The organism is Bradyrhizobium sp. 40 (assembly GCF_023100925.1).
Lineage (GTDB): Bacteria > Pseudomonadota > Alphaproteobacteria > Rhizobiales > Xanthobacteraceae > Bradyrhizobium.
This window is the reverse complement of record NZ_CP064688.1, coordinates 6,268,782-6,289,945: the sequence shown is the minus strand read 5'-3', so window position 1 is coordinate 6,289,945 and position 21,164 is coordinate 6,268,782. Positions and strand designations below refer to the sequence as shown.

General features: G+C 65.2%; 25 protein-coding genes. 11 read left to right on the top strand and 14 right to left on the bottom strand.

Features of this window, described 5'->3' with window-relative positions; genetic code table 11:
* Positions 1–87 precede the first annotated feature (87 nt).
* From IVB40_RS30110 to IVB40_RS30100, 3 genes are all read right to left on the bottom strand, one after another.
* Positions 88–318, bottom strand: a complete 231-nt coding sequence (locus IVB40_RS30110) for a hypothetical protein (RefSeq protein WP_247817178.1) — start codon at positions 316–318, stop codon at positions 88–90.
* A 57-nt stretch (positions 319–375) separates the two neighbouring features.
* On the bottom strand, positions 376–603 hold the full coding sequence (locus IVB40_RS30105; protein WP_247817177.1) for a hypothetical protein: 228 nt from the start codon (positions 601–603) through the stop codon (positions 376–378).
* A gap of 123 nt (positions 604–726) precedes the next feature.
* Positions 727–1,644 (bottom strand): LysR substrate-binding domain-containing protein, encoded by a 918-nt coding sequence (locus IVB40_RS30100; protein WP_247817176.1) that lies wholly within the window; start codon positions 1,642–1,644, stop codon positions 727–729.
* Between the two features lie 125 nt (positions 1,645–1,769).
* On the opposite strand from IVB40_RS30100, the gene IVB40_RS30095 reads away from it, so the two are divergent.
* Entirely contained in the window at positions 1,770–2,549 is a 780-nt protein-coding gene (locus IVB40_RS30095; RefSeq protein WP_247817175.1) for a sulfite exporter TauE/SafE family protein, read from the top strand.
* Positions 2,546–2,776: a hypothetical protein gene (locus IVB40_RS30090; RefSeq protein WP_247817174.1), complete on the top strand. Its 231-nt coding sequence runs from the start codon at positions 2,546–2,548 to the stop codon at positions 2,774–2,776. Before IVB40_RS30095 ends, IVB40_RS30090 begins: the two co-directional genes overlap by 4 nt.
* A gap of 33 nt (positions 2,777–2,809) precedes the next feature.
* On the opposite strand, the gene IVB40_RS30085 is transcribed toward IVB40_RS30090, so the two are convergent.
* Positions 2,810–3,415, bottom strand: a complete 606-nt coding sequence (locus IVB40_RS30085) for an SCO family protein (protein ID WP_247817173.1) — start codon at positions 3,413–3,415, stop codon at positions 2,810–2,812.
* Entirely contained in the window at positions 3,415–4,530 is a 1,116-nt protein-coding gene (locus IVB40_RS30080; protein WP_247357989.1) for an MBL fold metallo-hydrolase, read from the bottom strand. Before IVB40_RS30080 ends, IVB40_RS30085 begins: the two co-directional genes overlap by 1 nt.
* A 199-nt stretch (positions 4,531–4,729) precedes the next feature.
* Between IVB40_RS30080 and IVB40_RS30075 the strand changes: the two genes are divergently transcribed.
* Positions 4,730–5,428: a glutathione S-transferase family protein gene (locus IVB40_RS30075; protein WP_247817172.1), complete on the top strand. Its 699-nt coding sequence runs from the start codon at positions 4,730–4,732 to the stop codon at positions 5,426–5,428.
* 14 nt (positions 5,429–5,442) lie between these two features.
* On the opposite strand, the gene IVB40_RS30070 is transcribed toward IVB40_RS30075, so the two are convergent.
* The 3 genes from IVB40_RS30070 to IVB40_RS30060 all read right to left on the bottom strand — a co-directional run bounded on the left by IVB40_RS30070 (position 5,443) and on the right by IVB40_RS30060 (position 6,970).
* Positions 5,443–5,925, bottom strand: coding sequence for a hypothetical protein (locus IVB40_RS30070; RefSeq protein ID WP_247817171.1), 483 nt, complete (start codon positions 5,923–5,925; stop codon positions 5,443–5,445).
* Positions 5,922–6,518 carry a hypothetical protein gene (locus IVB40_RS30065; RefSeq protein ID WP_247817170.1) on the bottom strand — a complete coding sequence of 199 codons (597 nt, stop codon included), beginning with the start codon at positions 6,516–6,518 and terminating at the stop codon, positions 5,922–5,924. Before IVB40_RS30065 ends, IVB40_RS30070 begins: the two co-directional genes overlap by 4 nt.
* A gap of 254 nt (positions 6,519–6,772) precedes the next feature.
* The gene (locus tag IVB40_RS30060) at positions 6,773–6,970 is read right to left on the bottom strand and encodes a cysteine-rich CWC family protein (RefSeq protein WP_247817169.1); all 198 of its coding nucleotides are present in this window, start codon (positions 6,968–6,970) and stop codon (positions 6,773–6,775) included.
* Between the two features lie 114 nt (positions 6,971–7,084).
* Here IVB40_RS30060 and IVB40_RS30055 point away from each other — a divergent pair, with 114 nt between their 5' ends.
* The 3 genes from IVB40_RS30055 (at position 7,085) to IVB40_RS30045 (ending at position 10,295) form a co-directional block, all read left to right on the top strand.
* Positions 7,085–8,674: a DUF1800 family protein gene (locus IVB40_RS30055; RefSeq protein WP_247817168.1), complete on the top strand. Its 1,590-nt coding sequence runs from the start codon at positions 7,085–7,087 to the stop codon at positions 8,672–8,674.
* A 2-nt stretch (positions 8,675–8,676) separates the two neighbouring features.
* Positions 8,677–9,894: a DUF1501 domain-containing protein gene (locus IVB40_RS30050; protein WP_247819612.1), complete on the top strand. Its 1,218-nt coding sequence runs from the start codon at positions 8,677–8,679 to the stop codon at positions 9,892–9,894.
* 77 nt (positions 9,895–9,971) lie between these two features.
* Entirely contained in the window at positions 9,972–10,295 is a 324-nt protein-coding gene (locus tag IVB40_RS30045; protein ID WP_247817167.1) for an antibiotic biosynthesis monooxygenase, read from the top strand.
* 18 nt (positions 10,296–10,313) lie between these two features.
* Here the strand turns inward: IVB40_RS30045 and IVB40_RS30040 are convergent, their stop codons facing one another.
* From IVB40_RS30040 to IVB40_RS30015, 6 genes are all read right to left on the bottom strand, one after another.
* Positions 10,314–11,255, bottom strand: coding sequence for an aldo/keto reductase (locus IVB40_RS30040; protein ID WP_247817166.1), 942 nt, complete (start codon positions 11,253–11,255; stop codon positions 10,314–10,316).
* A gap of 275 nt (positions 11,256–11,530) precedes the next feature.
* A complete protein-coding gene (locus IVB40_RS30035) occupies positions 11,531–11,986 on the bottom strand; it encodes a GNAT family N-acetyltransferase (RefSeq protein ID WP_027565353.1) in 456 nt (151 codons plus the stop codon).
* Between the two features lie 66 nt (positions 11,987–12,052).
* Positions 12,053–12,865, bottom strand: a complete 813-nt coding sequence (locus IVB40_RS30030; protein ID WP_247817165.1) for a PAS-domain containing protein — start codon at positions 12,863–12,865, stop codon at positions 12,053–12,055.
* Positions 12,866–12,994: 129 nt separating this feature from the next.
* Entirely contained in the window at positions 12,995–13,189 is a 195-nt protein-coding gene (locus IVB40_RS30025; protein ID WP_155809328.1) for a hypothetical protein, read from the bottom strand.
* A 37-nt stretch (positions 13,190–13,226) separates the two neighbouring features.
* Positions 13,227–13,403, bottom strand: coding sequence for a hypothetical protein (locus IVB40_RS30020; RefSeq protein WP_197031094.1), 177 nt, complete (start codon positions 13,401–13,403; stop codon positions 13,227–13,229).
* 152 nt (positions 13,404–13,555) lie between these two features.
* Complete coding sequence (locus IVB40_RS30015) at positions 13,556–14,206, bottom strand: glutathione S-transferase family protein (protein ID WP_007596746.1); 651 nt, start codon at positions 14,204–14,206, stop codon at positions 13,556–13,558.
* 611 nt (positions 14,207–14,817) lie between these two features.
* Here IVB40_RS30015 and IVB40_RS30010 point away from each other — a divergent pair.
* The 5 genes from IVB40_RS30010 to IVB40_RS29990 all read left to right on the top strand — a co-directional run bounded on the left by IVB40_RS30010 (position 14,818) and on the right by IVB40_RS29990 (position 21,160).
* Positions 14,818–16,020, top strand: coding sequence for a pyridoxal phosphate-dependent aminotransferase (locus tag IVB40_RS30010; RefSeq protein WP_007596745.1), 1,203 nt, complete (start codon positions 14,818–14,820; stop codon positions 16,018–16,020).
* A 160-nt stretch (positions 16,021–16,180) separates the two neighbouring features.
* Entirely contained in the window at positions 16,181–16,660 is a 480-nt protein-coding gene (locus tag IVB40_RS30005; RefSeq protein WP_027565351.1) for a DUF992 domain-containing protein, read from the top strand.
* Between the two features lie 137 nt (positions 16,661–16,797).
* A complete protein-coding gene (locus IVB40_RS30000; RefSeq protein ID WP_247817164.1) occupies positions 16,798–18,846 on the top strand; it encodes an elongation factor G in 2,049 nt (682 codons plus the stop codon).
* 176 nt (positions 18,847–19,022) lie between these two features.
* A complete protein-coding gene (locus IVB40_RS29995) occupies positions 19,023–19,295 on the top strand; it encodes a helix-turn-helix transcriptional regulator (RefSeq protein WP_007614761.1) in 273 nt (90 codons plus the stop codon).
* Between the two features lie 110 nt (positions 19,296–19,405).
* Entirely contained in the window at positions 19,406–21,160 is a 1,755-nt protein-coding gene (locus IVB40_RS29990) for a SulP family inorganic anion transporter (RefSeq protein WP_247320704.1), read from the top strand.
* Positions 21,161–21,164: the final 4 nt, after the last annotated feature.

Sequence of the window (21,164 nt, the reverse complement as noted above, 5' to 3'; positions counted from 1 at the left end):
CCGCCTCGCAATAAAGAGCGAATGCCCCTCCCGGATCAGACTGCTGACAGCAGGTTGGCAGCAGGATTGGATCGCCGGATCTTGCGATCAGGCCGCCGGCGACGGTCCCTCGTCGTCCCCGGCCGCCTGACGCGGCTCGAGGATGTCGAGGTGGATGCCGCCGCAATCGGTGCAGCGCATGGCCCAATACTCGCACCCGGCACGGCCGCCGATCACGCGGAGCACCGTGAGATCGCCGTCGCATTCCGGGCAATTCGACAGCACATTGTGGGTGTAAATCCTCGGCCGCGGCGTGTCTTCGAATTCGATGACTGACATGACCGGTTTCCCCCTTTGACCCTGCGCCGTTCCTTGTTCGCCTGCAGTCCCGCTCGCCTATTCGTCCTCGCTGTCGTCGGCCCGCCGGCGGAAGCGATCGATGTGATGCTTGGCATGGGCAATCGCGGCATCGGGATCGGGCCAGGCGAAGCCGACTTCCATGGCCGGAAACAGCACGCCGTCGATGGCAACCGGGCTGAAATCGGCACGCCGGATCCGGGCGTGCCAAAGTCCCTTGCCCGCTTCGAAGGATTCGATGTCAAAGCCGTCGTAGAGGGTCGTCATTGCAGTCCCCAAAATGTTTTGTTCGAGCGCCTTGTTGGAGGGTCAGGGGACCACATTTGCGGATTTCAGGATGTGAAGCCGTTCACAAGCGGCGGGCTTTTTTGCCCAAGGACGGCTGCAGCGTCAGTTCCGCGCGCTGGTGCGGCCGGTCCGCCGGACCGGACGGGCGGCGGGTTCCGACGCGGCGCGCATGATCCAGCGGCGGAACGCGGCAAAGTCGCGCTGCTCGGTCTGGAAGCTGCGATAGAGCAGGTACCAGCGCATGCCCTTGGGCACGGAGAGGTCGAATGGCGCGACCAGCCGACCGGCGGCGAGATCGTCGTCGATATAGGGCCGGATGCCCATGGCGATGCCGAGCCCGTCGGCGGCAGCCTGAAGCGCCTGGCCGTAGAACTGGAACTCCGGCCCCCGCGCGTTGATGCGCGCGAGGTTCGCGGCCTTGAGCCAGATCGGCCAGTCCTCGGGCGAATGCGCGACGCGGATCAGGCTCGATCCCCTAAGATCGGCCGGGCGCTTCAGCGAGGAAGCCAGGCGAGGCACGCAGACTGGCGTGAGGTCGCCGGCGAACAGCGGCTCGGCGACCAGCCCGGGCCAGTCGCCGGTACCGAGCTGGATGCCACAGCTCCAGTCTTCGCCGAACGGCACCGACGCGCCGCCTGTGGTGAAGCGCACCTCGATGTCGGGCTCCTCGTTGCGAAACTCCGACAGGCGCGGGATCAGCCAGCGCATCGCGAAGGTGTGGCCGATGCCGATGGTGAGCACGCGGACGCTCGAGGGCGCCGTCACCTGGGCGGTGAGGCTTGCGAGCGCGTCGAAGATCGGGGTCAGCCCGCTCTGATAGGCGCGGCCCGCCTGCGTGAGAAGCAGCTTGTTGGCCTTGCGCTCGAACAGCGCGACGCCGAGCCGTTCTTCCAGGATGTGCACCATGCGGCTGACCGCCGCCGCCGATACGCTCAGCTCGAGGCCGGCCGCGGCAAAGCTGCCGGCCCGCGCCGCGGCTTCGAATGCCTTGATGCCGTTGAGAAACAGCAAGCGCCGCAAATGACCGACCCTCAGGAAAGCTGATGCCAGGCTAAGATAACTCAGTTTGCGTAGACGGCGCAAGCGGGGCACGTTTCTCTTCGCTCGCGCCGCAAGCGGGGAGAAGGCCAGCCGGAGATTTTTACGTGACGCCCATCACGATCGCTGCCCTTGGATTGCTGATGGTCGGCACCGCGTTCCTGTCGAGGCTGTTCGGGATGGCGGGCGGGCTGATCCTGATCGGCGTGCTGTTGGCCCTGATGCCGCTGCCGACCGCGATGGTGTTGCATGCGATCACGCAGATGGCCTCGAACGGCTGGCGGGCCTTTCTCTGGCGCGCGCATATCCGCTGGCGGCCGGTCGCAAACTACATGGTCGGCGCGGCCGTCGCGCTCGCGGCGTGGTCGCTCACGCGCTACGTGCCCGACAAGCCGGTCGCGCTGCTGCTGCTCGGCATCACCCCGTTCATGGCGCGGCTGCTGCCCGCGAACGTCAAGCCGGATCCCGACCGTCTCTGGCAGGGCACCGTCTACGGCACGATCTGCATGGGCCTCATGTTGATGACCGGCGTGTCGGGACCGCTGCTCGACACCTTCTTCCTCGGCGGCGATTTCGGCCGGCGCGAGAAGGTGGCGACCAAGGCGATGTGCCAGCTCGTCAGCCATTTCACCAAGCTGATCTATTTCGGCGGCGTGATCGACCAGGCCGCGACGCTCGATCCCGTGCTCGCGGCCGTCGCGATCGCAGCATCCATGTTCGGCACCACGCTGGCGCGGCGCATCCTCGAAGCCATGACCGACCAGCAATTCGTGGCCTGGTCGATGAAGCTGATCACCACCATCGCCTGCTACTACGTCGCCTATGGCAGCTGGCTGCTGGTCCGCACGCCCGTGCTGGCGGCCTTCGAGAAGGGAGGTTTGCAATGAGCGAGACTGCCGACCCGCTGGTGCTGGACTTCGTCGAATGGGTTGCGCGCGAGCCGCGCGCCTATGCCGAGGTGATCGCGACCTGGAAGACCTCGTGCCCGCGCCTCACCATCTGGGAAGACGCCGCCGACCGCGGCTATGTCGCGCGCGAGACGCTCCCCGGAATGGGGCGGATCATCGCGGTGACGGAGGACGGCGAGAAGCTGCTGCGCACGAACGGGCGGTGAGCATGTTGCTTCATGCTAGCTCTCACCCGAGCGCTACCGCGGAGGCGCCGCAAGGCGTGGCCGGATGATCTCGACCATACGCTCGGCCGAGGTGCCCGGCGGAAAGAAGCCGAGATATTTCCCGTAGCCGTCCATGAGGTAGATGAAGGAAGTGTGGTCGATTGTGTAGTCGCCGGCGTCCTTGCCGATCGGGATCTTGGCAAAATAGACCTTGTAGGCCTCTGCCGCTGCCCCGATCGCGTCGAGGCTGCCCGTCAGCCCGAGCAGCCGCGGATGGAATAGCGGCACATATTCGGCAAGATGCTGAGCCGTGTCGCGTTCGGGGTCGAGGGTGATGAAGACCGGCTGGACGGCTTCGGCGTCCGGCCCGAGCTGCTCGAGCGCCTGTCCGATCGCCATCAGGTCGGTGGGGCAGACGTCAGGGCAATAGGTGAAGCCGAAATAGACCAGCATCAGTCGTCCGCGGAAGTCGCGGTCGCTGCGCGGCTTGCCGGTCTGGTCGATCAGCTCGAACGGGCCGCCGACCGGCTCCCGATTCCACATCAGGATGTCCATGGTCTCCGCGGCCGAGCGCGCCTGCGCCGCTCCCGCGCAGGCAAGCGCCAGCGTCACGTACAGCCAGGCGCCGGCAGGTCGCATCACAGCCCGAAGGTGAGGCGGCTGCCTGTCGTCGTCACCACCACCTTGCCCTCCATCTGGGCATTGGCTTCCTGTGCGAAGTTGAGCCCGCTGCAATGCATGGGCACTACGACGTCAGGGTTGAGCGCCTTGATCTCGCTCACGACCTGCGCGAGGTAGTCCTTGGGCGCGGGACCGAGGTGAAACCCGCCGACGACGGCGTGCACTTTCTGGATGCCCGACACTTCCTGCGCCTGCTTCACCGAGTTAACGATGCCGACATGGCCGCAGGACGAGATCACGACGAGACCGAGATCCCGCACATTGAAGCAGGTGGCGTGCTCGTGGATGTGCTCGTCCGGCACGATCTTGCCTTCCATCTCTGCCGGCAGGTAATGCCCGACGTTGCAGCCCAGCCCATCCTTGATGCCAAACTCGACCAGGGTGTTTGGCAGTACGCGTTCACTGCTGCGGCGGGTGATCTTGCCGGTGGTGAAAGCGTGGTCCGCGACTACTGTTGGCGTCTCGCATAGCACGGTCGTCACTTTCTGCGCCGCGAGCGACCGGCGATCGAGGGTGCCGAAATCGGCGAATTGCCCCTGCGTCGGCGTCGGATTGACGCGATGGCAGAAATTATCCTCGCCGCCCGCATAGAGCTTGATGTCGGCGGGCAGCTTGTCGCGAAATTTATCGAGAAAGCCGTTCAGACCGCCGAAATGATCGTAGTGACCGTGGCTGACGATCAGCGCGTTGAGCTTGGCCGGATCGACGCCGATCAACGCCATGTTATTGAGCAGCACCTCGGGCGTGTATCCGTAGTCCAGCATCAGCGTGCGCTGGTTGCCGCCGCCTTCAGATTCCAACCAGAGCGACAGGCCCCATTCGTTGTGCAGCGATTTGCGGAAGTCGCTGCCGCGCGCGGCCGGCGTGATCGAGACGCCGTTGATTTGCTTGGGACGGAAGAACAGATCGAAGCTCGAATCCACCAGTACGCGCATCGAAAGCTTGTCGACGGTCGGGACGGTGATCGGCGCTGCGCTCGCGATCTCGACACAAGTGAAGGCATTGGCGGCCGCGGCGCCGGCAAGCGCTGCCGAGCCGAGAAGGAAATCGCGCCGTGGAATGGATGTGGTCATGTAATGCCTCCCAAAGCTTGAAATGCCCGAGCTTAGGTCCAATCCAGTGCCAGCTCAACAAGCCGCGAGCAGATTCGGCGCCGGCGCGGGCGAGGTAACTGGTTGCCGGTCACACCCAGGCCATGGCGGCAAGACCGCTTTCTTGCGCTCGTAGCTATGACGGCTACTCTGTTCGCAAACCGCAGCAACGGGACCAGCCATGTCACTCAAATTTTACGAACTCGTCGGCACCGACGCCTCGCGACCGTTCAGCCCGTTCTGCTGGCGCACGCGGATGGCGCTGGCACACAAGGGCCTTTCGGCGGAAACGCTGCCCTGGCGCTTCACCGAGAAAAGCGCGATTGCGCCGCACGGCTCGGAGAAGGTGCCGGTGCTGCTGCATCACGACCAGCCGGTGGTCGATTCCTGGGCGATCGCGACCTATCTCGAAGACAAGTTTCCGGACCGTCCGTCGCTGTTCGGCGGCGAGGGTGGCCGCGCCATGGCGCGCATGCTCAACGCCTGGGGCGACATCGCCATCGTCGGCGGCATCTTTCCGCTGATCATCGCCGACATCCCGAAGAATCTGGACGAGGTGGACGCCGCCTATTTCCGCCAGTCGCGCGAGGCGCGTTTCGGCGGCAAGACGCTGGAAGAGATCATGGCCAGCTGCGATGCCGCCGTGGTCGCCTTCCGCAAATCGCTCGAGGAGATGCGGCAGACCCTGAAGAAGCAGCCCTTCATCGGCGGCGCCGCACCGAACTATGCCGACTACATCGTGTTCGGTGGTTTTCAGTGGGCGCGCGTGACGAGCCCGTTCAAGCTCCTGGAAGCGGACGACCCGGTCTACACCTGGCGCGAAAAGCTGCTGGATGCGTTCGACGGCACGGCGCGGAAGTCACCGGGGCACGCTGTCTGAGCGAGCGCAGGCTTTTATCCCGCGCAGGCGTTCCCCGTCACGCGCTCATTCCTCACCACGGCTTCGACCATCTTGCGCGCGACGTTGTTCAAATCAGCGAGCGCCAGATAGCCTTGCGCATACGCTTCTTGAGTCAGGCGATCGATGCGCAGGTCCTCCCCCGTCGTCCATTGCTTCGCGATGTAATCGGCGCCGGGTTTGCCGAATGTTTCGGGATAGCGCTCCATCTGATTTTGCCGCTGATAATAGTATTCGTCGAGGCCGCTGATGAACCGCTGTCGGCCCTCGCCCGTGCAACGTGCGCCATAGGGCCGTTCCAGCGTGGCGATTGCGCTCTCACGCTGTCTCGCCCTACCGTCCACCGAGTATTTTTCATTTGTGCCATACCCCGGTCCGTCCATCGGGGCGGCTTGCCGAGCCTTCGGCTCGGGCGCGAACGCCCACGCTGCGACCTGCCAGATGATGATTGCCCAGACGACGAACCAGATACGGCTCATCTGCGGCTCGCCGTCGCAAGTTGCCGTGGCAGGCACACGGGCGATGGATTGGACCATAGGCCCGGACCGGCGAAGGCCAGCACTGTAAGACGGATTTCCGCTGGGAAATCCTCTTGAACGACACCCTTCTGTTCAAAGGCTTCCGCGAGCGCAGCCTTGACGCGTACGTCGAGCGGCGTCGAATGCACCGCGTTGGCTTGGTCGCGCTTCTTTTCGCTGCAGAACATTCCCATGGCCGGGGTCGGACAGTCGTAGATCTTCATATAGCCACGCGCATAGGCCGACGTGGCCGCAATGAGGTTGGCTTTCATCGTGTCATCGCAAGGCGACATGGCGTAGGCGGTGCCGGCCTGCAAAGCATCCATTCGCAGCGCGTCGAGCTTTGGATCCTTGTCGCTCTGTGCGGTGTGCTCCGCCTCCCACATCTTGCGTTCATAGGCTTTGGCGCTGTCGTCACCGAATGTCGCTTTGAGTGTCGGCTTCAGCTCGCCGATCAGCGAAAAGGAATAGGTGGGAAATCCACGCAACGCCCACGAGAAGCCGACGAAAGTCGTGACGAAGGCCGTGCAGGTGAATAAAATGAACCGGCTCATGTGGGTACTCGAATTGACGCCGCGCAACCTAGCCGTGTCTGGTTAAGGCTAGCGTTAATCCGCGAGTTCCAGCCCGAGAAGGTAAAGGCAGTCTAAAGAGATCATGCGATTTTGGGGTTCCGCCCAAACGGCCGGCGGAAAGAGCGTGGATGTTTGGTCGGGAACGTCTCTGGCGTTGCGGACCTGAATCTAATGTTGGCCTTCGGAGTGAGGTGACCGCGCGCAATGACGGTAGCCAAACGCGCTATCTTCGGTCACTTGCCAGCTCCGACGGCCGCCTCGCGCAGGCACGCCCGGCACAAACAATCCTCGCCCTTGACCGGCATCGGCAATCGCGCCGTTTCTTCCGCGCACCAGCAGGTGCCCGAGAGGTCGCAGCCGAACTCGGTGCCGCAGCGGGAGCAGGCGAGGCGGCGCGCTTCCTGCACTGGAATGTCTTGCGGATTTGTCATGATTTGCGCAAAAGCCGGGCTGTCATTTTCATGCCGGGTTCATCTCCCGCTGCGGTATATTAGGCCTCGCGCACGTATCAGGAAAGCGGTTGGCAACGCGCGAAGGACACATCGATGGCCCGCGATTCGCAAGCCGCGCTCGTCGCGCTCAACCGTTTCGGCTTCGGCGCCCGTGGTGGTGCATCCGGCGATCTCATCAACGCGGCCTCCGATCCTCGCGGTTTTGTGAAGGCGGAACTCGCCCGCCCCAACGCGGTGCTGCTGGAGGCGCCGGGCCTGCAATCCACGCCGCAGCTCGGGCAGGCCGTGTTCGCCTATCAGGACCAGGTCAAGCAGGCGCGCGAGGCCGCCGCCAAAGCCGGCGCGCCGGCCGAGGCGCCGTCGCAAGCGCCGGTCGATCAGAAGCTCGGACCGCGCCGCAATCTCTCGCTGAACGCCGTGGCAACCGAGATCGCCGGCCAGATGGCTGAGTCCAAGCCTACTGACAATAAGCCGACTGACAACAAGCCGGCGGACAATATGGCCAAGCCGGACAGCATGCAGCCCAACGCGGCCGGGCCGGCTGCCGCAAAACCCGCCCCGCAGCCGCTCAACGTCATCCAGAAGACCTTTCGCGCCGAAGCGTTGGCGCGGTTGCAGCGCGCGACCCTGGTCGAATGCGGCTTCACCGAACGTCTGGTCGTGTTCTGGTCCAACCATTTCTGCATCTCCGCCAGCAAAGACGAGCTGGCACGGATATGGGCCGGCGCGTTCGAGCGCGAGGCAATCAGGCCGCATGTGCTCGGGCGTTTCGCCGACATGCTGAAGGCGGTGGAGCAGCATCCGGCGATGCTGTTCTTCCTCGACAACCAGCAATCGCTCGGACCGGACTCGCGCGCGGGCCAGAACCGCAAGCGCGGGCTCAACGAAAATCTCGCGCGCGAGATCATGGAGCTGCATACGCTCGGTGTCGGCGGCGGCTACACGCAGGACGACGTCACCTCGCTCGCGCGCATCATCACCGGCTGGACCTTTGCCGGCCGGCAGGGACAGCTGGGGGTGCCCGGTTCGTTCGTGTTCAATGTCAATGCGCACCAGCCCGGGCCGCAAATGCTGCTCGGCAGGACCTACGAGCCGACCGGCCTTGCGCAGGGCGAAGCCGCGCTTGCGGACATCGCACGCCATTCCTCGACCGCGAATTTCATCGCCACCAAATTCGTTCGCCATTTCGTCGCCGACGATCCGCCGCCGGCGCTGGTGGCGCGATTGCGCGATGTCTTTATCAAGACCGACGGGGATCTCAAGGCGCTCGCAACCGCACTGGTCGAGTCCGACGAGGCGTGGAAGGCGCCGCTGACGAAGATGCGGAGCCCCTATGATTTCCTGGTCGCGAGCGGCCGGCTGCTCGCGCGCGTGCCGGAGGATCCCGGCGCCTATCTCAACAACCTCAATCTGCTGGGCCAGCCGCTGTGGTCGCCGGCCGGCCCGAATGGTTTCGCCGATACCAGCGCCGCGTGGGCGGCGCCCGAAGGCATCAAGCTCCGGCTCGACATTGCCGCGCAAATGGGCGCGCGGCTTGGACCCAACATCGATCCGCTCGATTTGTTGGAATTTGCGGCCGCAGATGCGGCCTCGATCGAAACGCGCCGCACCATCGAGCGGGCGGAGTCGCGGCAGCAGGCGCTGGCGCTGCTGTTGATGTCGCCGGAAATGCAGAGGAGATGATGATGATCGACTGCGTCGAGAACCGGCTCCTCACCTCGCGCCGTGGCCTCCTGCTCGGCGGCGCGTCCTTCGCGGCCTGGGCGTATTTGCCGAAATTCGCGCGCGCGGCTGATGGTCGCGATCCCCGGCTGATCGTGGTGATCCTGCGCGGCGCGCTTGACGGGCTTTCGACCGTCGCGCCGGTCGGCGATCCCGATTATGCCGGCTTGCACGGGGCGATCGCGCTCACCGCGGACGGCGCCCATCCCGCGATCATGCTCGATACGTTCTTTGCGCTGCATCCGGCGATGCCCGAGTTCGCACGCATGTATCGCGACAAGCACGCCGCGGTGATCCACGCGGTGGCGACGCCCTATCGCGACCGCTCGCATTTCGACGGTCAGGACGTGCTCGAAAGCGGCTACGCCGGCCCGGGGCGCGTGCAATCCGGCTGGCTCAACCGCGCGCTGGAAGCGCTGCCGCGCGGCGAGCGGGTGTCGAGCGCTCTTGCCGTCGGCCCGACCACGCCGCTGGTGCTGCGTGGCAATGCGCCGACCGTCGGCTGGGCGCCGGTGGCGCTGCCGCAAGCCGATGACGACACCGCGATGCGTCTGGTCGAGCTCTATCGTCACCGCGATCCCGCGCTGGCGGCCGTGCTGTCGCAGGGCCTTGCGCTGGAAAAGGCCGCAAGCGGCGACGACATGAAGCCGAAGCCCGGCAATGCGGTCGCGCAGATGCGGCAAGTCGCGCGCGGCGCCGCAAAACTGATGGCGTCCGACGACGGCCCGCGCATCGCAGCGCTCGCGTTCGACGGCTGGGACACGCACGCCAATGAAGGCGGGCCGGTCGGTCGCCTCGCCTTCCTGCTCGGCGGGCTCGACGGTGCGCTCGCCGAATTCGAAGGCGGCCTCGGCGAACGCTGGCGCGACACCGCCGTGGTGGTCGCCACTGAATTCGGCCGCACCGCGCGCATCAACGGCACCGACGGCACCGATCACGGCACGGGAACGATCGCGCTGCTCGCCGGCGGCGCGGTGAAGGGCGGCCGCGTCATTGCCGACTGGCCCGGCCTCAAGCCCGCCAACCTCTTTGAGGCCCGCGACCTCAAGCCCACCACCGATCTGCGCTCGGTGATCAAGGGCGTGCTGCAGGGCCAGTTCGGCCTGTCGGATCGCGTGCTGGCCGAGACGGTGTTTCCGGATAGCGCAAGCGCACGTCCGATGAAGGGGCTGGTTACCTGACTGCCATTCCGGGCTCGCGCCTTGCGGCGCGTCCCGGAATGACGACATGATTAGCCGAACATCAGGAGACCATCCCCATGTACATCGCCATGAACCGCTTCCGCGTCGTCAAGGGCTCCGAGGCCGCCTTCGAGCAGGTCTGGCTTTCGCGCGATACTCATTTGGACAAGGTGCCGGGCTTCGTCGAGTTTCATCTGCTGCGCGGCCCCGAGCTCGAGGACCACACACTGTACGCCTCGCACACGATCTGGGCCAACCACGCCGCGTTCGAGGCCTGGACCAAATCGGATGCTTTTCGTGCCGCGCATGCGCGGGCCGGCGACACCAAGCCGACCTATCTCGGCCATCCCCAGTTCGAGGGCTTCGAGGTGATCCAGACGGTCGGACATGGCGCCAAGTAGCGCGCCACTTCGCAACGATCAGCCCAGCGTGATCTTGTCGATCTCCGCCATCTCCTCCGCACTGAGCTTCCACGCAATCGCCTTCACGTTCTCCTCGACCTGCGCGACGCGGGTGGCGCCGGCAATCACGCTCGACACTTGCGGGCGCGCGGCGAGCCAGGAGAAGGCGAGCTCGAGCATGCTGTGGCCGCGCGCTTTCGCGAATGCCGTGAGCTTCTCGACGATGTCCTCGTTGCGCGGCGTGACGTAGCGGTCGCGTAACGCCGGTACCTTGCCGAAGCGCGTATCGGTCGGGGCCGCCGCGCCGCGCTGGTACTTGCCGGTGAGGAGCCCGCTTGCGAGCGGGAAGAACGGCAGGAGGCCGAGCTTGTACTCTTGTGCGGCCGGCAGCAGGTCCTTTTCGATGTCGCGCACCAGCAGGCTGTATTCATCCTGGCAGGACACGAAGCGGCTGACATTCATCGCGCGCGCGGTGAATTCGGCTTCCGCCATGCGCCAGGCCGGAAAGTTGGAATTGCCGATGTAGCGCACCTTGCCCTGACGGATGAGATCGTCGAGCGCGCGCAGCGTCTCCTCCATCGGCGTCAGCGGGTCGTAATCGTGCTGTTGATAGAGATCGATATAGTCGGTCTTGAGCCGCGTCAGGCTCGCCTCGACTGCGTTCATGATGTAGCGGCGCGAAGCGCCCTGCTTGGTTCCGTCGGTCGCCATCGGTTTTGAGTATTTGGTGGCGAGCACGATCTCCTTGCGGCGGTCGCCGAGCACGGTGCCGAGCACCGTTTCCGAACCGCCCATGCCGGCATAGATGTCGGCAGTGTCGAACAGCGTGATGCCGAGATCGAGCGCGCGATGGATCACCTTGCGCGAGGTCTCCAAATCCGTGCGCTGGCCGAAATTGTTGCAGCCGAGCCCGACCGCAGACACGCGTAGGCCGGAGGCGCCGAGATTACGAATTTCCATGGGAGATCCCTGTCGGAGATAGGCAGGGGCGCATTGTGACTGCGCTGCGCCGCTGCAGCAAGCCGCGCGCCGCGTTGCTGCCATGCTGACAAGGAACTGCGGACAACGACTGCCGACAAAAAAATGCGGCCCCTGTCAGACGCGGCGACTGACGGGGACCGCTTTGGGGCGCTTGATCGGTGACGGGGGGCTGATCAGACGCAGCTGCAGCCTAGTCCCGCTATGTTACGCGCGGGTGACAGGCAAAGTTATCCACAGGCCCCGCGTCGCGACGATCAGAAGATCTTGCGATAGACGATGAACCCGGAACGCTCGGCGACCTTGTCGTACAGACCCTGCGCCGTGACGTTGGTCTCATGCGTTTGCCAGTACACGCGCGGGGAGCCTGCGAGCTTCGCGCGCTCGTAGACGCCGTGGATCAGCGCCGAGCCGACACCTTTGCCGCGTGCGTCCTCGGTCGTGAACAAGTCCTGCAGATAGCAGGACGGCTCGATCGCGGTGGTGCTGCGGTGAAACAGGTAATTCGTCATCCCGAGCAGGCGGCCGTCGCTCTCGGCGACCAATCCGTGCACCGGCTCATAGGCATCGAAAAAGCGCTGCCACGTCACGCGCGTGATTTCGGGCGAGAGCGCGGTCGGGCCGGAGCGGCCGTAGAAGGCGTTGTAGCCGTCCCAGAGCGGCACCCATTGATCGTAGTCCTGCCTGGTGACGGGGCGAATGGTGAGCGACATATGAAATTCCCGCAATCGATGAGGCGTCCTTCAAACGTGATGATGGATGCGTCGATCAATCGCGCATCACTCCGCGACGCGCAGATAACGGATCAGCTTGCGGCCTGCGGGATCGCGCAGTGAGCGGTAATAGTCGGCGCGGGACGGCGCATCGGTGTGGCGCACGAGGTCGGTCACGGGCGTGTAGCTCAGCATGCGCCCGCCATCGGGCAGCGCGGCACAGACGAAGCGCAAAACCTCGCCATTGCGCAAGGCGATGTTGATCGGCGTGGCATCGCCGATCCGCACCATCTCCATGCGCTGTGCGATGAAGGTGCCGAGCTCGTCCTCGGGCAATTCGAACGCGCCGGTGTCGCGGCCGTGATACATCAGCGCGATGAACGGCGGCTTGCCGTCGGCGATGTCGTTCGGCACCGCAAAATAATGGCGGAACGCGCGGTTGATGAATTCGGCGCGCGTCTCGGCGTCGAGCAGCACGATGCCGATATCGACTTGGTCGAGCGCGGCCGACAGCCGCGCGGCGATGGCGTGGCTCCGACGCTCGGCGGCAAACGTGCCGAGCAGCCGCTGGCGCATCAGGCCGGTGATGCCTGCGGTGCCCGCGGCGGCCGCCGCCAGGAGGCCGAGCCGGATCATATCCGCCGTGGTCAGGCCTGAAACGCCGTGCTGGCTGAGGAGCAGCAATGCCGCGCCGATGACGGCGATAGCTGCGCTGGCGACGGCGGAAGCGGGACCCGAGAGCGCGCCGGCGAGCGCCACGATGCAGACGAGCAGCGGCGCGGGCGAGGGAATGGGGACGAAGCGATCGAAAAACATCGCCAGCAGCAAAGTCGCTGCCGTCAGCGCCGGACCGGAGATCGCACGCCATCCCAACCGCATGGGCCTGTCTCGCTCCTTCCTGAACGAGGTAAGGCGGCAACACTGACCGAACATTGCGCCGTTGCGATGCGGTTTCGCGCCGTGTGCTTAAGGTGCGCTTTGGCTCACGCGCAAAGCTTTCGGATGATTTTAGACCAAATGCGCGTGCCTGAGACGTTGTTGCAGCGCAGGCGCATTCAGCGTCGACGTCCCTTGGCCCTTGCGTGTGCCGACGAAGATCAACAGCGATGCCGCGACGAGGATGGCCGCGGTCAGGGTGATTGCAACGATGACCACAGGTGATTTCATCGAAATCCTGTCGCGATGCCGGTCGGTGCGGGCCACGCGGCGCCTTGAAGGCGGGTCCAGGATGAAGCGGGAATCAGACCGGCAGGCCCATCGCCATGGTCGCCTTGGTCGACAGCACCGTCAGGGTGACGATCAGGCATAGCGAGAGCGCGGCGACGGCGAGCGAGGCCGCGACCGCATTGGTCAGCCGGGAAGACGAAACGGTAGCGGGTGGGCCCTGAAAGCCTGCCGTGCCGGACACCCGAATCATGGTCTAAATCCTTCAACGCGCGAGCGAATCACCCGCGACATCGAACAATTTCACTGTTGCAATCGGCAATATTGCGGCGGCCAATCGAGGGAAAATGGCGAGATTGCGGCAATGGTGACCCTTATGCCCGCTATTCGCCAGAGCGCGATCCCTCAGGCGCCAGCGGCGATGCTGGCGGGATCCTCGATGTCGGCCGGCCGCCAGTCCATTGCGACGAAGCCGGGCGCCGCTTCCACGCGCTTGAGCCAGTCACGGATCGCCGGGAAGGTCGAGAGGTCGAAGTCGCAGCGGTCGGCGAGATGGGTATAGCCGTACAGCGCGATGTCGGCGACCGTGAGCTGCCGGGCCGCAAAATAGGCGTTGGTCTTGAGGTGATTCTCCATCACCTGGAGCGCGCCATAGCCGCGCTCCATCCAGTCCTCCAGCGAATGAGTCTGCAGGTCGCGGCCGCCCCTTACCAGCGACAGCCAGAAATAGGCCGCGCCGATGTTCGGCTCCAGCGCGTGCTGCTCGAAGAACATCCATTGCAGCGCGTCGGCGCGATCGATGCGGTTCTCCGGCGCGAGCGGCGTGCCGACGGCGACGTACCAGAGAATGGCGTTGGACTCGGCGAGATAGCGATCGTCGCCGACCTCGAGCAGCGGCACCTGACCGGATGGGTTCTTGGCCAGGAAATCCGGGGTGCGGCTCTCGCCGCGCAGAATGTCCACCTCGACCGCTTCGTAAGGCAAGTTCAGCAGCGCCAGCGCAAGGCGGACCTTGTAACTGTTGCCCGAGCGCTGCATCGAATAGAGCTTGTACATTCTGAGGAGATTCCGGAAGACGGGAGGGCGCGGCGCTTGTTGCCTCGCAACGCGGCTAAACAATGATGCCGATGCGAATCCGCCGCAAGACCCGGCCAATAGAAAAACTCGAAAACCCTACCGCATTGCAATGCGGCGGAAGATCATTTCCGTGCGACCATCCAACTCAGTTCACGCTTGCGTCACCACGCGGATGCAAGGCGCCTGCATTGGTGTAGCGCAAGCGCTCGCGCTTCGTCGTGGCCGGGCTTGACCCGGCCATCCACGTCTGAGCTACGCAGCAGCAGAACGGATGCCCGGGCCTTCGCCGCACCGAAGCGGCTTCGGCCGCGCAGGCGGGACAAGGCCCGGGCATGACGACGGTCTGGATTTCGCGGCGATCAACCCGCCAAAATTGCTCCGAGGACACGCCTTGTCGGATATGTGGGATTTGCCTGGCAAAGTTGCGGAAAATTGCGGGAAATCACGGCTTGATGCGCGCCAGAAACGTAAACTTTTGCGGGATCGGACCGAAGTTTCTTGCGGTGCAACGGCACTCGTTTTAGGGTGGCTCATTCCCACAATCGGAGTCGTGAAGCCAAAGGGTTCACGACGCTTGTCAGGAGATGACGATGTCCTTCCTTGCCGCTGCGCTCGACCGTGTGAAGCCGTCCGCGACCATCGCGGTCACGGATAAAGCACGTGCGCTGAAAGCGGCGGGCCGCAACGTCATCGGCTTAGGTGCCGGCGAGCCCGACTTCGACACGCCCGCCAACATCAAGCTGGCCGCGATCCACGCCATCGAAGCGGGCAAGACCAAGTACACCGCGGTCGACGGCATTCCCGAGTTGAAGGAAGCCATCATCGCCAAGTTTCAGCGCGAGAACGGCGTCGTCTACAAGGCGAACCAGATCATCGTCGGCACCGGCGGCAAGCAGGTGCTCTACAACGCGCTGATGGCAACCATTAATCCGGGCGACGAGGTGATCATCCCCGCGCCGTACTGGGTCAGCTATCCCGAGATGGTGGCGCTGGCAGGTGGCGAGCCGGTGCCGGTGGTCTGCACCGCCGCGACCGGCTTCAAGCTCCAGGCCGAGGCGCTCGAGCGCGCGATCACGCCGAAGACCAAATGGGTGATCCTGTGCTCGCCGTCGAATCCGACGGGAGCTGCCTACACCAGGACCGAGCTCAAGGCGCTCACCGACGTGCTGGTCAAGCATCCCCACGTCTGGGTGATGACCGACGACATGTATGAGCATCTCGTCTATGACGACTTCCAGTTCACCACGGTCGCGCAGGTCGAGCCGAAACTCTACGACCGCACGCTCACCGTGAACGGCGTGTCGAAGGCCTATTGCATGACCGGCTGGCGTATCGGCTATGCCGGCGGCCCGGCGCAGCTGATCAAGGCGATGTCGACGATCCAGTCGCAGTCGACCTCGAACCCGTCGTCGATTGCGCAATGGGCCGCGGTTGAGGCGCTGAACGGTCCGCAGGACTTCATTCCCGCCAACAACAAGGTCTTCAAGGAGCGCCGCGACCTCGTCGTCTCCATGCTCAACCAGGCCAAGGGCATCGAGTGCCCGCGTCCCGAGGGTGCCTTCTACGTCTATCCGTCCTGCGCCGGCACCATCGGCAAGACCGCGCCGTCGGGCAAGGTGATCGACAATGACGAGACGTTCGTGACCGAGCTGCTCGAGACCGAAGGCGTCGCCGTGGTGCAGGGTTCGGCCTTCGGCCTTGGACCCGCGTTCCGCATCTCCTACGCAACCAAGACCTCGGACCTCGAAGACGCCTGCAAGCGCATCCAGCGCTTCTGCGGCAATCTGCGCTGAACTCGCAGACATGAAGTAACATCAAAGGGCCCGCGCAATGCGGGCCCTTTTTCTTTCAAGTCTGCGCGATCTGGCGCCACCGGAACTGTTGTGGCATAGACCATCGCGCGGCGTGTGCCGCGCCCCCATGCTCGCATCGCATTCATCGCCGGAGATTTTCATGCGCCGTTCACTCCTCCTCGCCGGGCTTGCCGTTGCGAGCCTCGTTGCCTCGGTTGCGGGCGCCAGCGCGCAATCGCGGATGGTGCAGGTGGGCGTGCTCGAATGCCGCGGCGGCGCCAGCGTGGGCTTCATCGTGGGATCGGTGACCCATCTCGGTTGCGTGCTGCGGGTCGATGGTTTGCCGGACGACCGTTACGTCGCGACCATCCGCAAGGTCGGTCTGGATATCGGCATCACCCAGGAGACGGCTTTGGCGTGGGGCGTGTTCGCGCCGGTGAACCGACTCGGACCGGGCGACCTCGCCGGCAACTACGCCGGTGCGCAGGGAAGCGCCTCCGTTGGTGTCGGCCTCGGCGGCAACGTGCTGGTCGGCGGCTCCAACAATTCAATCGCGCTCCAGCCGCTCAGCGTGCAGGGTCAGGTCGGCCTCAACGTCGCGGCCGGGCTCGAGAGCCTGGAACTTCGCCCCGGTCGTTAAGAGCTGGCCGTTAAGACCTGATCTCACCGACGACGCACCGCAGCGACGTTTGATGCTTGCCAAATCTCGGGGACGGGCAGAGCATCGGCGTTTGCCGACCCAATCATGGGCCGAGCTCCACACCAAGGAGGCGGCGAATGGGACAAGACGTCAGAAGTCCCCGAGGTCCACGGTGCATCGCGCTGGTGGGCCCTTTCCAAAGCGGTAAAACCACACTTCTCGAAGCGATCATGGCACGAACCGGCGCAATCCCTCGCGCCGGCAGCGTCGATGCCGGAACCTCCGTCGGCGACGCCACGCCAGAGGCCCGTCATCACAAGATGACCGTCGGGCTGACTGCCGTCACCACGAGTTTCATGGGCGACAGCTACACCTTCCTCGATTGTCCCGGTTCCGTCGAATTTGCCCACGACATGCGCGCCGCGCTGCCCGCGGTCGATGCCGCAATCGTGGTCTGCGAAGCCGACGAGAAGAAGCTGCCGCAGCTTCAGATCATTCTGCGCGAGCTGGAGGAGCTGAAGATCCCGCGTTTCCTGTTCCTCAACAAGATCGACCGCGCCAACAAGCGCATCCGCGAGACGCTCGAGATGCTCCAGCCCGCCTCGCGCGTGCCGCTTGTGCTGCGCCAGATCCCGATCTGGAAGGACGAGCTGATCGAGGGCTTCGTCGATCTCGCGCTGGAGCGCGCGTTCATTTACCGCGAGCACAAGGCCTCCGAAGTGGTCGCGCTTCAAGGCGGCGATCTCGATCGCGAGAAGGAGGCCCGCTTCTCGATGCTGGAGAAGCTCGCCGATCACGACGATGCGCTGATGGAGCAGCTGCTCGAGGACATTCCGCCACCGCGCGATGCCGTGTTCGACGATCTCGCCCGCGAACTGCGCGACGGGCTGATCTGCCCCGTGCTGCTCGGCGCCGCCGCCCGCGAAAACGGCGTGCTGCGCTTGATGAAAGCGTTGCGCCACGAGGCGCCAGGTATCGCGGAGACCGCAAAACGACTCGGCGTTCCCGAGACCAGGGACGCCCTCGGCTTCGTCTTTAAGACGCTGCACTCGCAGCACGGCGGAAAGCTGTCGCTGACACGGATACTCGCCGGCCACCTCGACGACGGTGCCACCCTGCAATCCTCCTCCGGCGGAGCCAGCCGCATCTCCGGCATCCTCGCCGTCACCGGAGCCTACGACACCAAGCGTGCCGCGGCGGAAGCCGGCGACACGGTGGCGCTCGCCAAGCTCGACCCGATCAAGACCGGCGACACGGTCTCGAACGGCAAGACCCAGCCGGCAGCGCTCGCCGCCAGCGAACCCACTCCGCCGGTGCTCGCGATCTCGGTTGCGGCCACCGACCGCAAGGACGACGTCAAGCTCGGCCAGGCGCTGATGCGGCTGCACGAGGAGGATCCCTCGCTCGTCTTCGTGATGAACGCGCAGACTCACGACACCGTGCTGTGGGGGCAGGGCGAGATGCATCTGCGCGTCGCGAGCGAGCGACTACGCGACCGTTTCGGCGTCAAGGTCGCCTCGCATCCACCCGCGATCGGCTATCAGGAAACCATCCGCAAGCCGATCGTCCAGCGCGGCCGCCACAAGAAGCAGTCCGGTGGCCATGGCCAGTTCGGCGATGTCGTGCTCGACATCAGGCCGCTGCCGCGCGGCGAGGGCTTCAGGTTCGCCGAGAAGGTGGTCGGCGGTGCGGTGCCCCGCAACTATATCGGCGCCGTGGAAGAGGGCGTCGTCGACGGGCTTGCGCGTGGCCCGCTCGGTTTCCCGGTCACCGATTTGCAGGTGACGCTGACCGACGGCTCCTATCACAGCGTCGATTCCTCCGACCTCGCCTTTCGCACGGCGGCGCGGGTCGGGCTCAATGAAGGCCTGCCGCAATGCCAGTCGGTGCTGCTGGAGCCGGTCCACGTGGTCGAGATCGTCTGCCCGACCGACGCCACCGCCAAGATCAACGCGATCCTGTCGGCGCGTCGCGGCCAGATCCTCGGCTTCGACACCCGCGACGGCTGGAGCGGATGGGACTGCGTCCGCGCCATGATGCCGGAAGCCGAGATCGGCGAGTTGATCGTCGAGCTGCGCTCGGCCACGGCAGGCGCCGGCAGCTTCACCCGCCAGTTCGACCACATGGCCGAAGTCACGGGGCGCGCCGCCGACCAGATCATCGCTGCGCATCAGCACGCGGCGTGAGCTGCCTCTCGCAGTGAGGCACGTACTGCTCTCGCCCTCTCTCCGTTCGTACGGGGAGAGGGCGACGCGGAACACGTGGCGGCGAGGGCCCTCTTGCGTTCGGCTCAACTTGATGTATTTTACATCATTGTGCATGCTCCAGACATCATTTATAATCGTTCATACGTGAGGCCAAGGTGATCACGTCGTTCCAGATGCGGGCAGCGCGCGCGCTGCTCGGCATTGACCAGAGGGCCTTGGCGGAGCTTGCAGGCGTATCGCTGCCGACCATTCAGCGGATGGAGGCGAGCACCGGCAACGTCCGTGGCGTGGTCGAGACCTTGATGAAGGTGGTCGAAGCCTTTGATCGGGCCGGCGTCGAGCTGATCGGCGAACAGGCGCGCAGCGAAGGCGGCGGACGTGGCGTTCGGCTCAAGGAGCCGGGGCCGCCGCGTCGGGTGGGGGCGTGATCCCGCAAATGATCATGCTCGGAAGCAGTCTTAACTAACGCACCGTCGCGCCCCGTTACGCGGCCGCACGATGCATCGGAGCGTCGTGGGCAGCGGAGCATTTTGCTGAAATGAGCATCACAGGCGAACACGCAGGCAAGCTGCACCAGCTTCGTCGGCCGACCTTCACCGAACTCTATCTGCCAAAGCTCGTCACCGTATGGCGCGAGGGCTATGGCCTATCGGATTTCCGCGCCGATGTGTTCGCGGGCCTCACGGTTGCGATCGTCGCGCTGCCGCTGTCGATGGCGATCGCGATCGCCTCGGGTGTGACGCCGGACCGCGGACTCTACACCGCCGTTGTCGGCGGCTTCATTGCCTCACTGCTCGGCGGCAGCCGGTTCCAGATCGGCGGTCCTGCCGGCGCCTTCATTGTGCTGGTTGCGGCGACCGCCGACCGTCACGGGGTCGACGGCGTGATCCTGGCGACGCTGATGGCGGGCCTGTTCCTGATCGCGGCGGGCTTCCTGCGGATCGGCACCTATATCAAGTTCATTCCGTATCCGGTGACGGTCGGCTTCACCGCCGGCATCGCCGTCATCATCTTCGCCAGCCAGCTGCGCGATCTCGGCGGGATCACGCTCCTCGCGAAGGAGCCGAGCGAGTTCGTTCCGAAACTGATCGCGCTTGCCGGCGGCCTGCACACCGTCAATCCGTCGGCCGTCGCGGTCGCGATCGTCAGCATTGCCATCATCGCGGGCCTGCGACGTTGGCTGCCGTCCTGGCCGGGCATCCTGATCGCGGTCGTGCTCGCGGCGGTCGCATGTGCCGTGCTGTCGCTGCCGGTCGAGACCGTCGGCTCGCGCTTCGGCGGCATTCCGCGCGAACTGCCCTCGCCGGCCTTGCCTGCATTCTCGCTCGCGAAGGCGACCGCCGTGCTGCCCGATGCGATCTCCTTCGCGCTGCTCGCCGCCATCGAATCGCTGCTGTCGGCGGTGGTGGCCGACGGCATGACCGGTCGCCGTCACCGCTCCAATTGCGAGCTGGTGGCGCAAGGCGCCGCCAATGTCGGCGCGGCGCTGTTCGGTGGCATCTGTGTCACCGGGCTGATCGCGCGTACCGCGACCAACATCCGCGCCGGCGCGCGGGGGCCGCTCGCGGGCATGCTGCATTCGATCTTCCTGCTGCTGTTCATGCTGATCGCAGCGCCGCTCGCGAGCTACATCCCGCTGGCCGCGCTCGCCGCCGTGCTCGTCGTGGTGGCCTGGACCATGGCGGAGAAGCACGAATTCGCGACGCTGCTGCGCTCGTCATGGGGCGATGCCGTCGTGCTGCTCGCAACCTTCCTGCTCACCATCTTCCGCGATCTGACCGAGGGGATTCTGGTCGGCTTCGCGCTTGGCGCGGTGCTGTTCATCCATCGCATGGCGGAAATGACGGGCATCGAGGAACGTTCGCCGATGGTGGCCGCCGATCGTCCCGACGACGAAAATGGCGAGCGCGTGCCTTACGACCCCGCGCTCGCGGTCGATCGCGACGTGCTGGTCTATCGCATCACCGGCGCGTTCTTCTTCGGCGCGGCCTCGGCGATCGGCAGCGTGCTCGACGGCATCGCCGACAAGCGCAAGGGATTCGTGGTCGATTTCGCCGCGGTGCCGTTTTTGGATTCGACCGCGGCCAACGTGCTCGGCCGCGTCGCCGCCAAGGCCCACCGCCAGGGCATCCGGCTGTTCATCACGGGGGCGTCGCCTGCGGTGCGCCGCGCGCTGCTCACCCATGGCGTCACGCCGCCACGCGCCCGCTATCGCGAGACCATCGCGCGTGCGGTCGCCGACATCAAGGGTGGCGCGGCGCAGCCCGCGGCCGGTGAGGCGGGCACGACCTGACGTC

Bases quoted from the DNA above. Each gene is read 5' to 3' on its own strand.
- IVB40_RS30090 (WP_247817174.1), top strand. From the start codon at position 2,546: ATGAGCGAGACTGCCGACCCGCTGGTGCTGGACTTCGTCGAATGGGTT.
- IVB40_RS30055 (WP_247817168.1), top strand. From the start codon at position 7,085: ATGGCCCGCGATTCGCAAGCCGCGCTCGTCGCGCTCAACCGTTTCGGC.
- IVB40_RS30110 (WP_247817178.1), bottom strand. From the start codon at position 318: ATGTCAGTCATCGAATTCGAAGACACGCCGCGGCCGAGGATTTACACC.
- IVB40_RS29990 (WP_247320704.1), top strand. From the start codon at position 19,406: ATGAGCATCACAGGCGAACACGCAGGCAAGCTGCACCAGCTTCGTCGG.
- IVB40_RS30060 (WP_247817169.1), bottom strand. From the start codon at position 6,970: ATGACAAATCCGCAAGACATTCCAGTGCAGGAAGCGCGCCGCCTCGCC.
- IVB40_RS30015 (WP_007596746.1), bottom strand. From the start codon at position 14,206: ATGTACAAGCTCTATTCGATGCAGCGCTCGGGCAACAGTTACAAGGTC.
- IVB40_RS30050 (WP_247819612.1), top strand. From the start codon at position 8,677: ATGATCGACTGCGTCGAGAACCGGCTCCTCACCTCGCGCCGTGGCCTC.
- IVB40_RS30020 (WP_197031094.1), bottom strand. From the start codon at position 13,403: ATGATTCGGGTGTCCGGCACGGCAGGCTTTCAGGGCCCACCCGCTACC.
- IVB40_RS30075 (WP_247817172.1), top strand. From the start codon at position 4,730: ATGTCACTCAAATTTTACGAACTCGTCGGCACCGACGCCTCGCGACCG.
- IVB40_RS30010 (WP_007596745.1), top strand. From the start codon at position 14,818: ATGTCCTTCCTTGCCGCTGCGCTCGACCGTGTGAAGCCGTCCGCGACC.
- IVB40_RS30065 (WP_247817170.1), bottom strand. From the start codon at position 6,518: ATGAGCCGGTTCATTTTATTCACCTGCACGGCCTTCGTCACGACTTTC.
- IVB40_RS30000 (WP_247817164.1), top strand. From the start codon at position 16,798: ATGGGACAAGACGTCAGAAGTCCCCGAGGTCCACGGTGCATCGCGCTG.
- IVB40_RS30005 (WP_027565351.1), top strand. From the start codon at position 16,181: ATGCGCCGTTCACTCCTCCTCGCCGGGCTTGCCGTTGCGAGCCTCGTT.
- IVB40_RS30045 (WP_247817167.1), top strand. From the start codon at position 9,972: ATGTACATCGCCATGAACCGCTTCCGCGTCGTCAAGGGCTCCGAGGCC.
- IVB40_RS30080 (WP_247357989.1), bottom strand. From the start codon at position 4,530: ATGACCACATCCATTCCACGGCGCGATTTCCTTCTCGGCTCGGCAGCG.
- IVB40_RS30030 (WP_247817165.1), bottom strand. From the start codon at position 12,865: ATGCGGTTGGGATGGCGTGCGATCTCCGGTCCGGCGCTGACGGCAGCG.
- IVB40_RS30035 (WP_027565353.1), bottom strand. From the start codon at position 11,986: ATGTCGCTCACCATTCGCCCCGTCACCAGGCAGGACTACGATCAATGG.
- IVB40_RS30070 (WP_247817171.1), bottom strand. From the start codon at position 5,925: ATGAGCCGTATCTGGTTCGTCGTCTGGGCAATCATCATCTGGCAGGTC.
- IVB40_RS30085 (WP_247817173.1), bottom strand. From the start codon at position 3,415: ATGCGACCTGCCGGCGCCTGGCTGTACGTGACGCTGGCGCTTGCCTGC.
- IVB40_RS30105 (WP_247817177.1), bottom strand. From the start codon at position 603: ATGACGACCCTCTACGACGGCTTTGACATCGAATCCTTCGAAGCGGGC.
- IVB40_RS30040 (WP_247817166.1), bottom strand. From the start codon at position 11,255: ATGGAAATTCGTAATCTCGGCGCCTCCGGCCTACGCGTGTCTGCGGTC.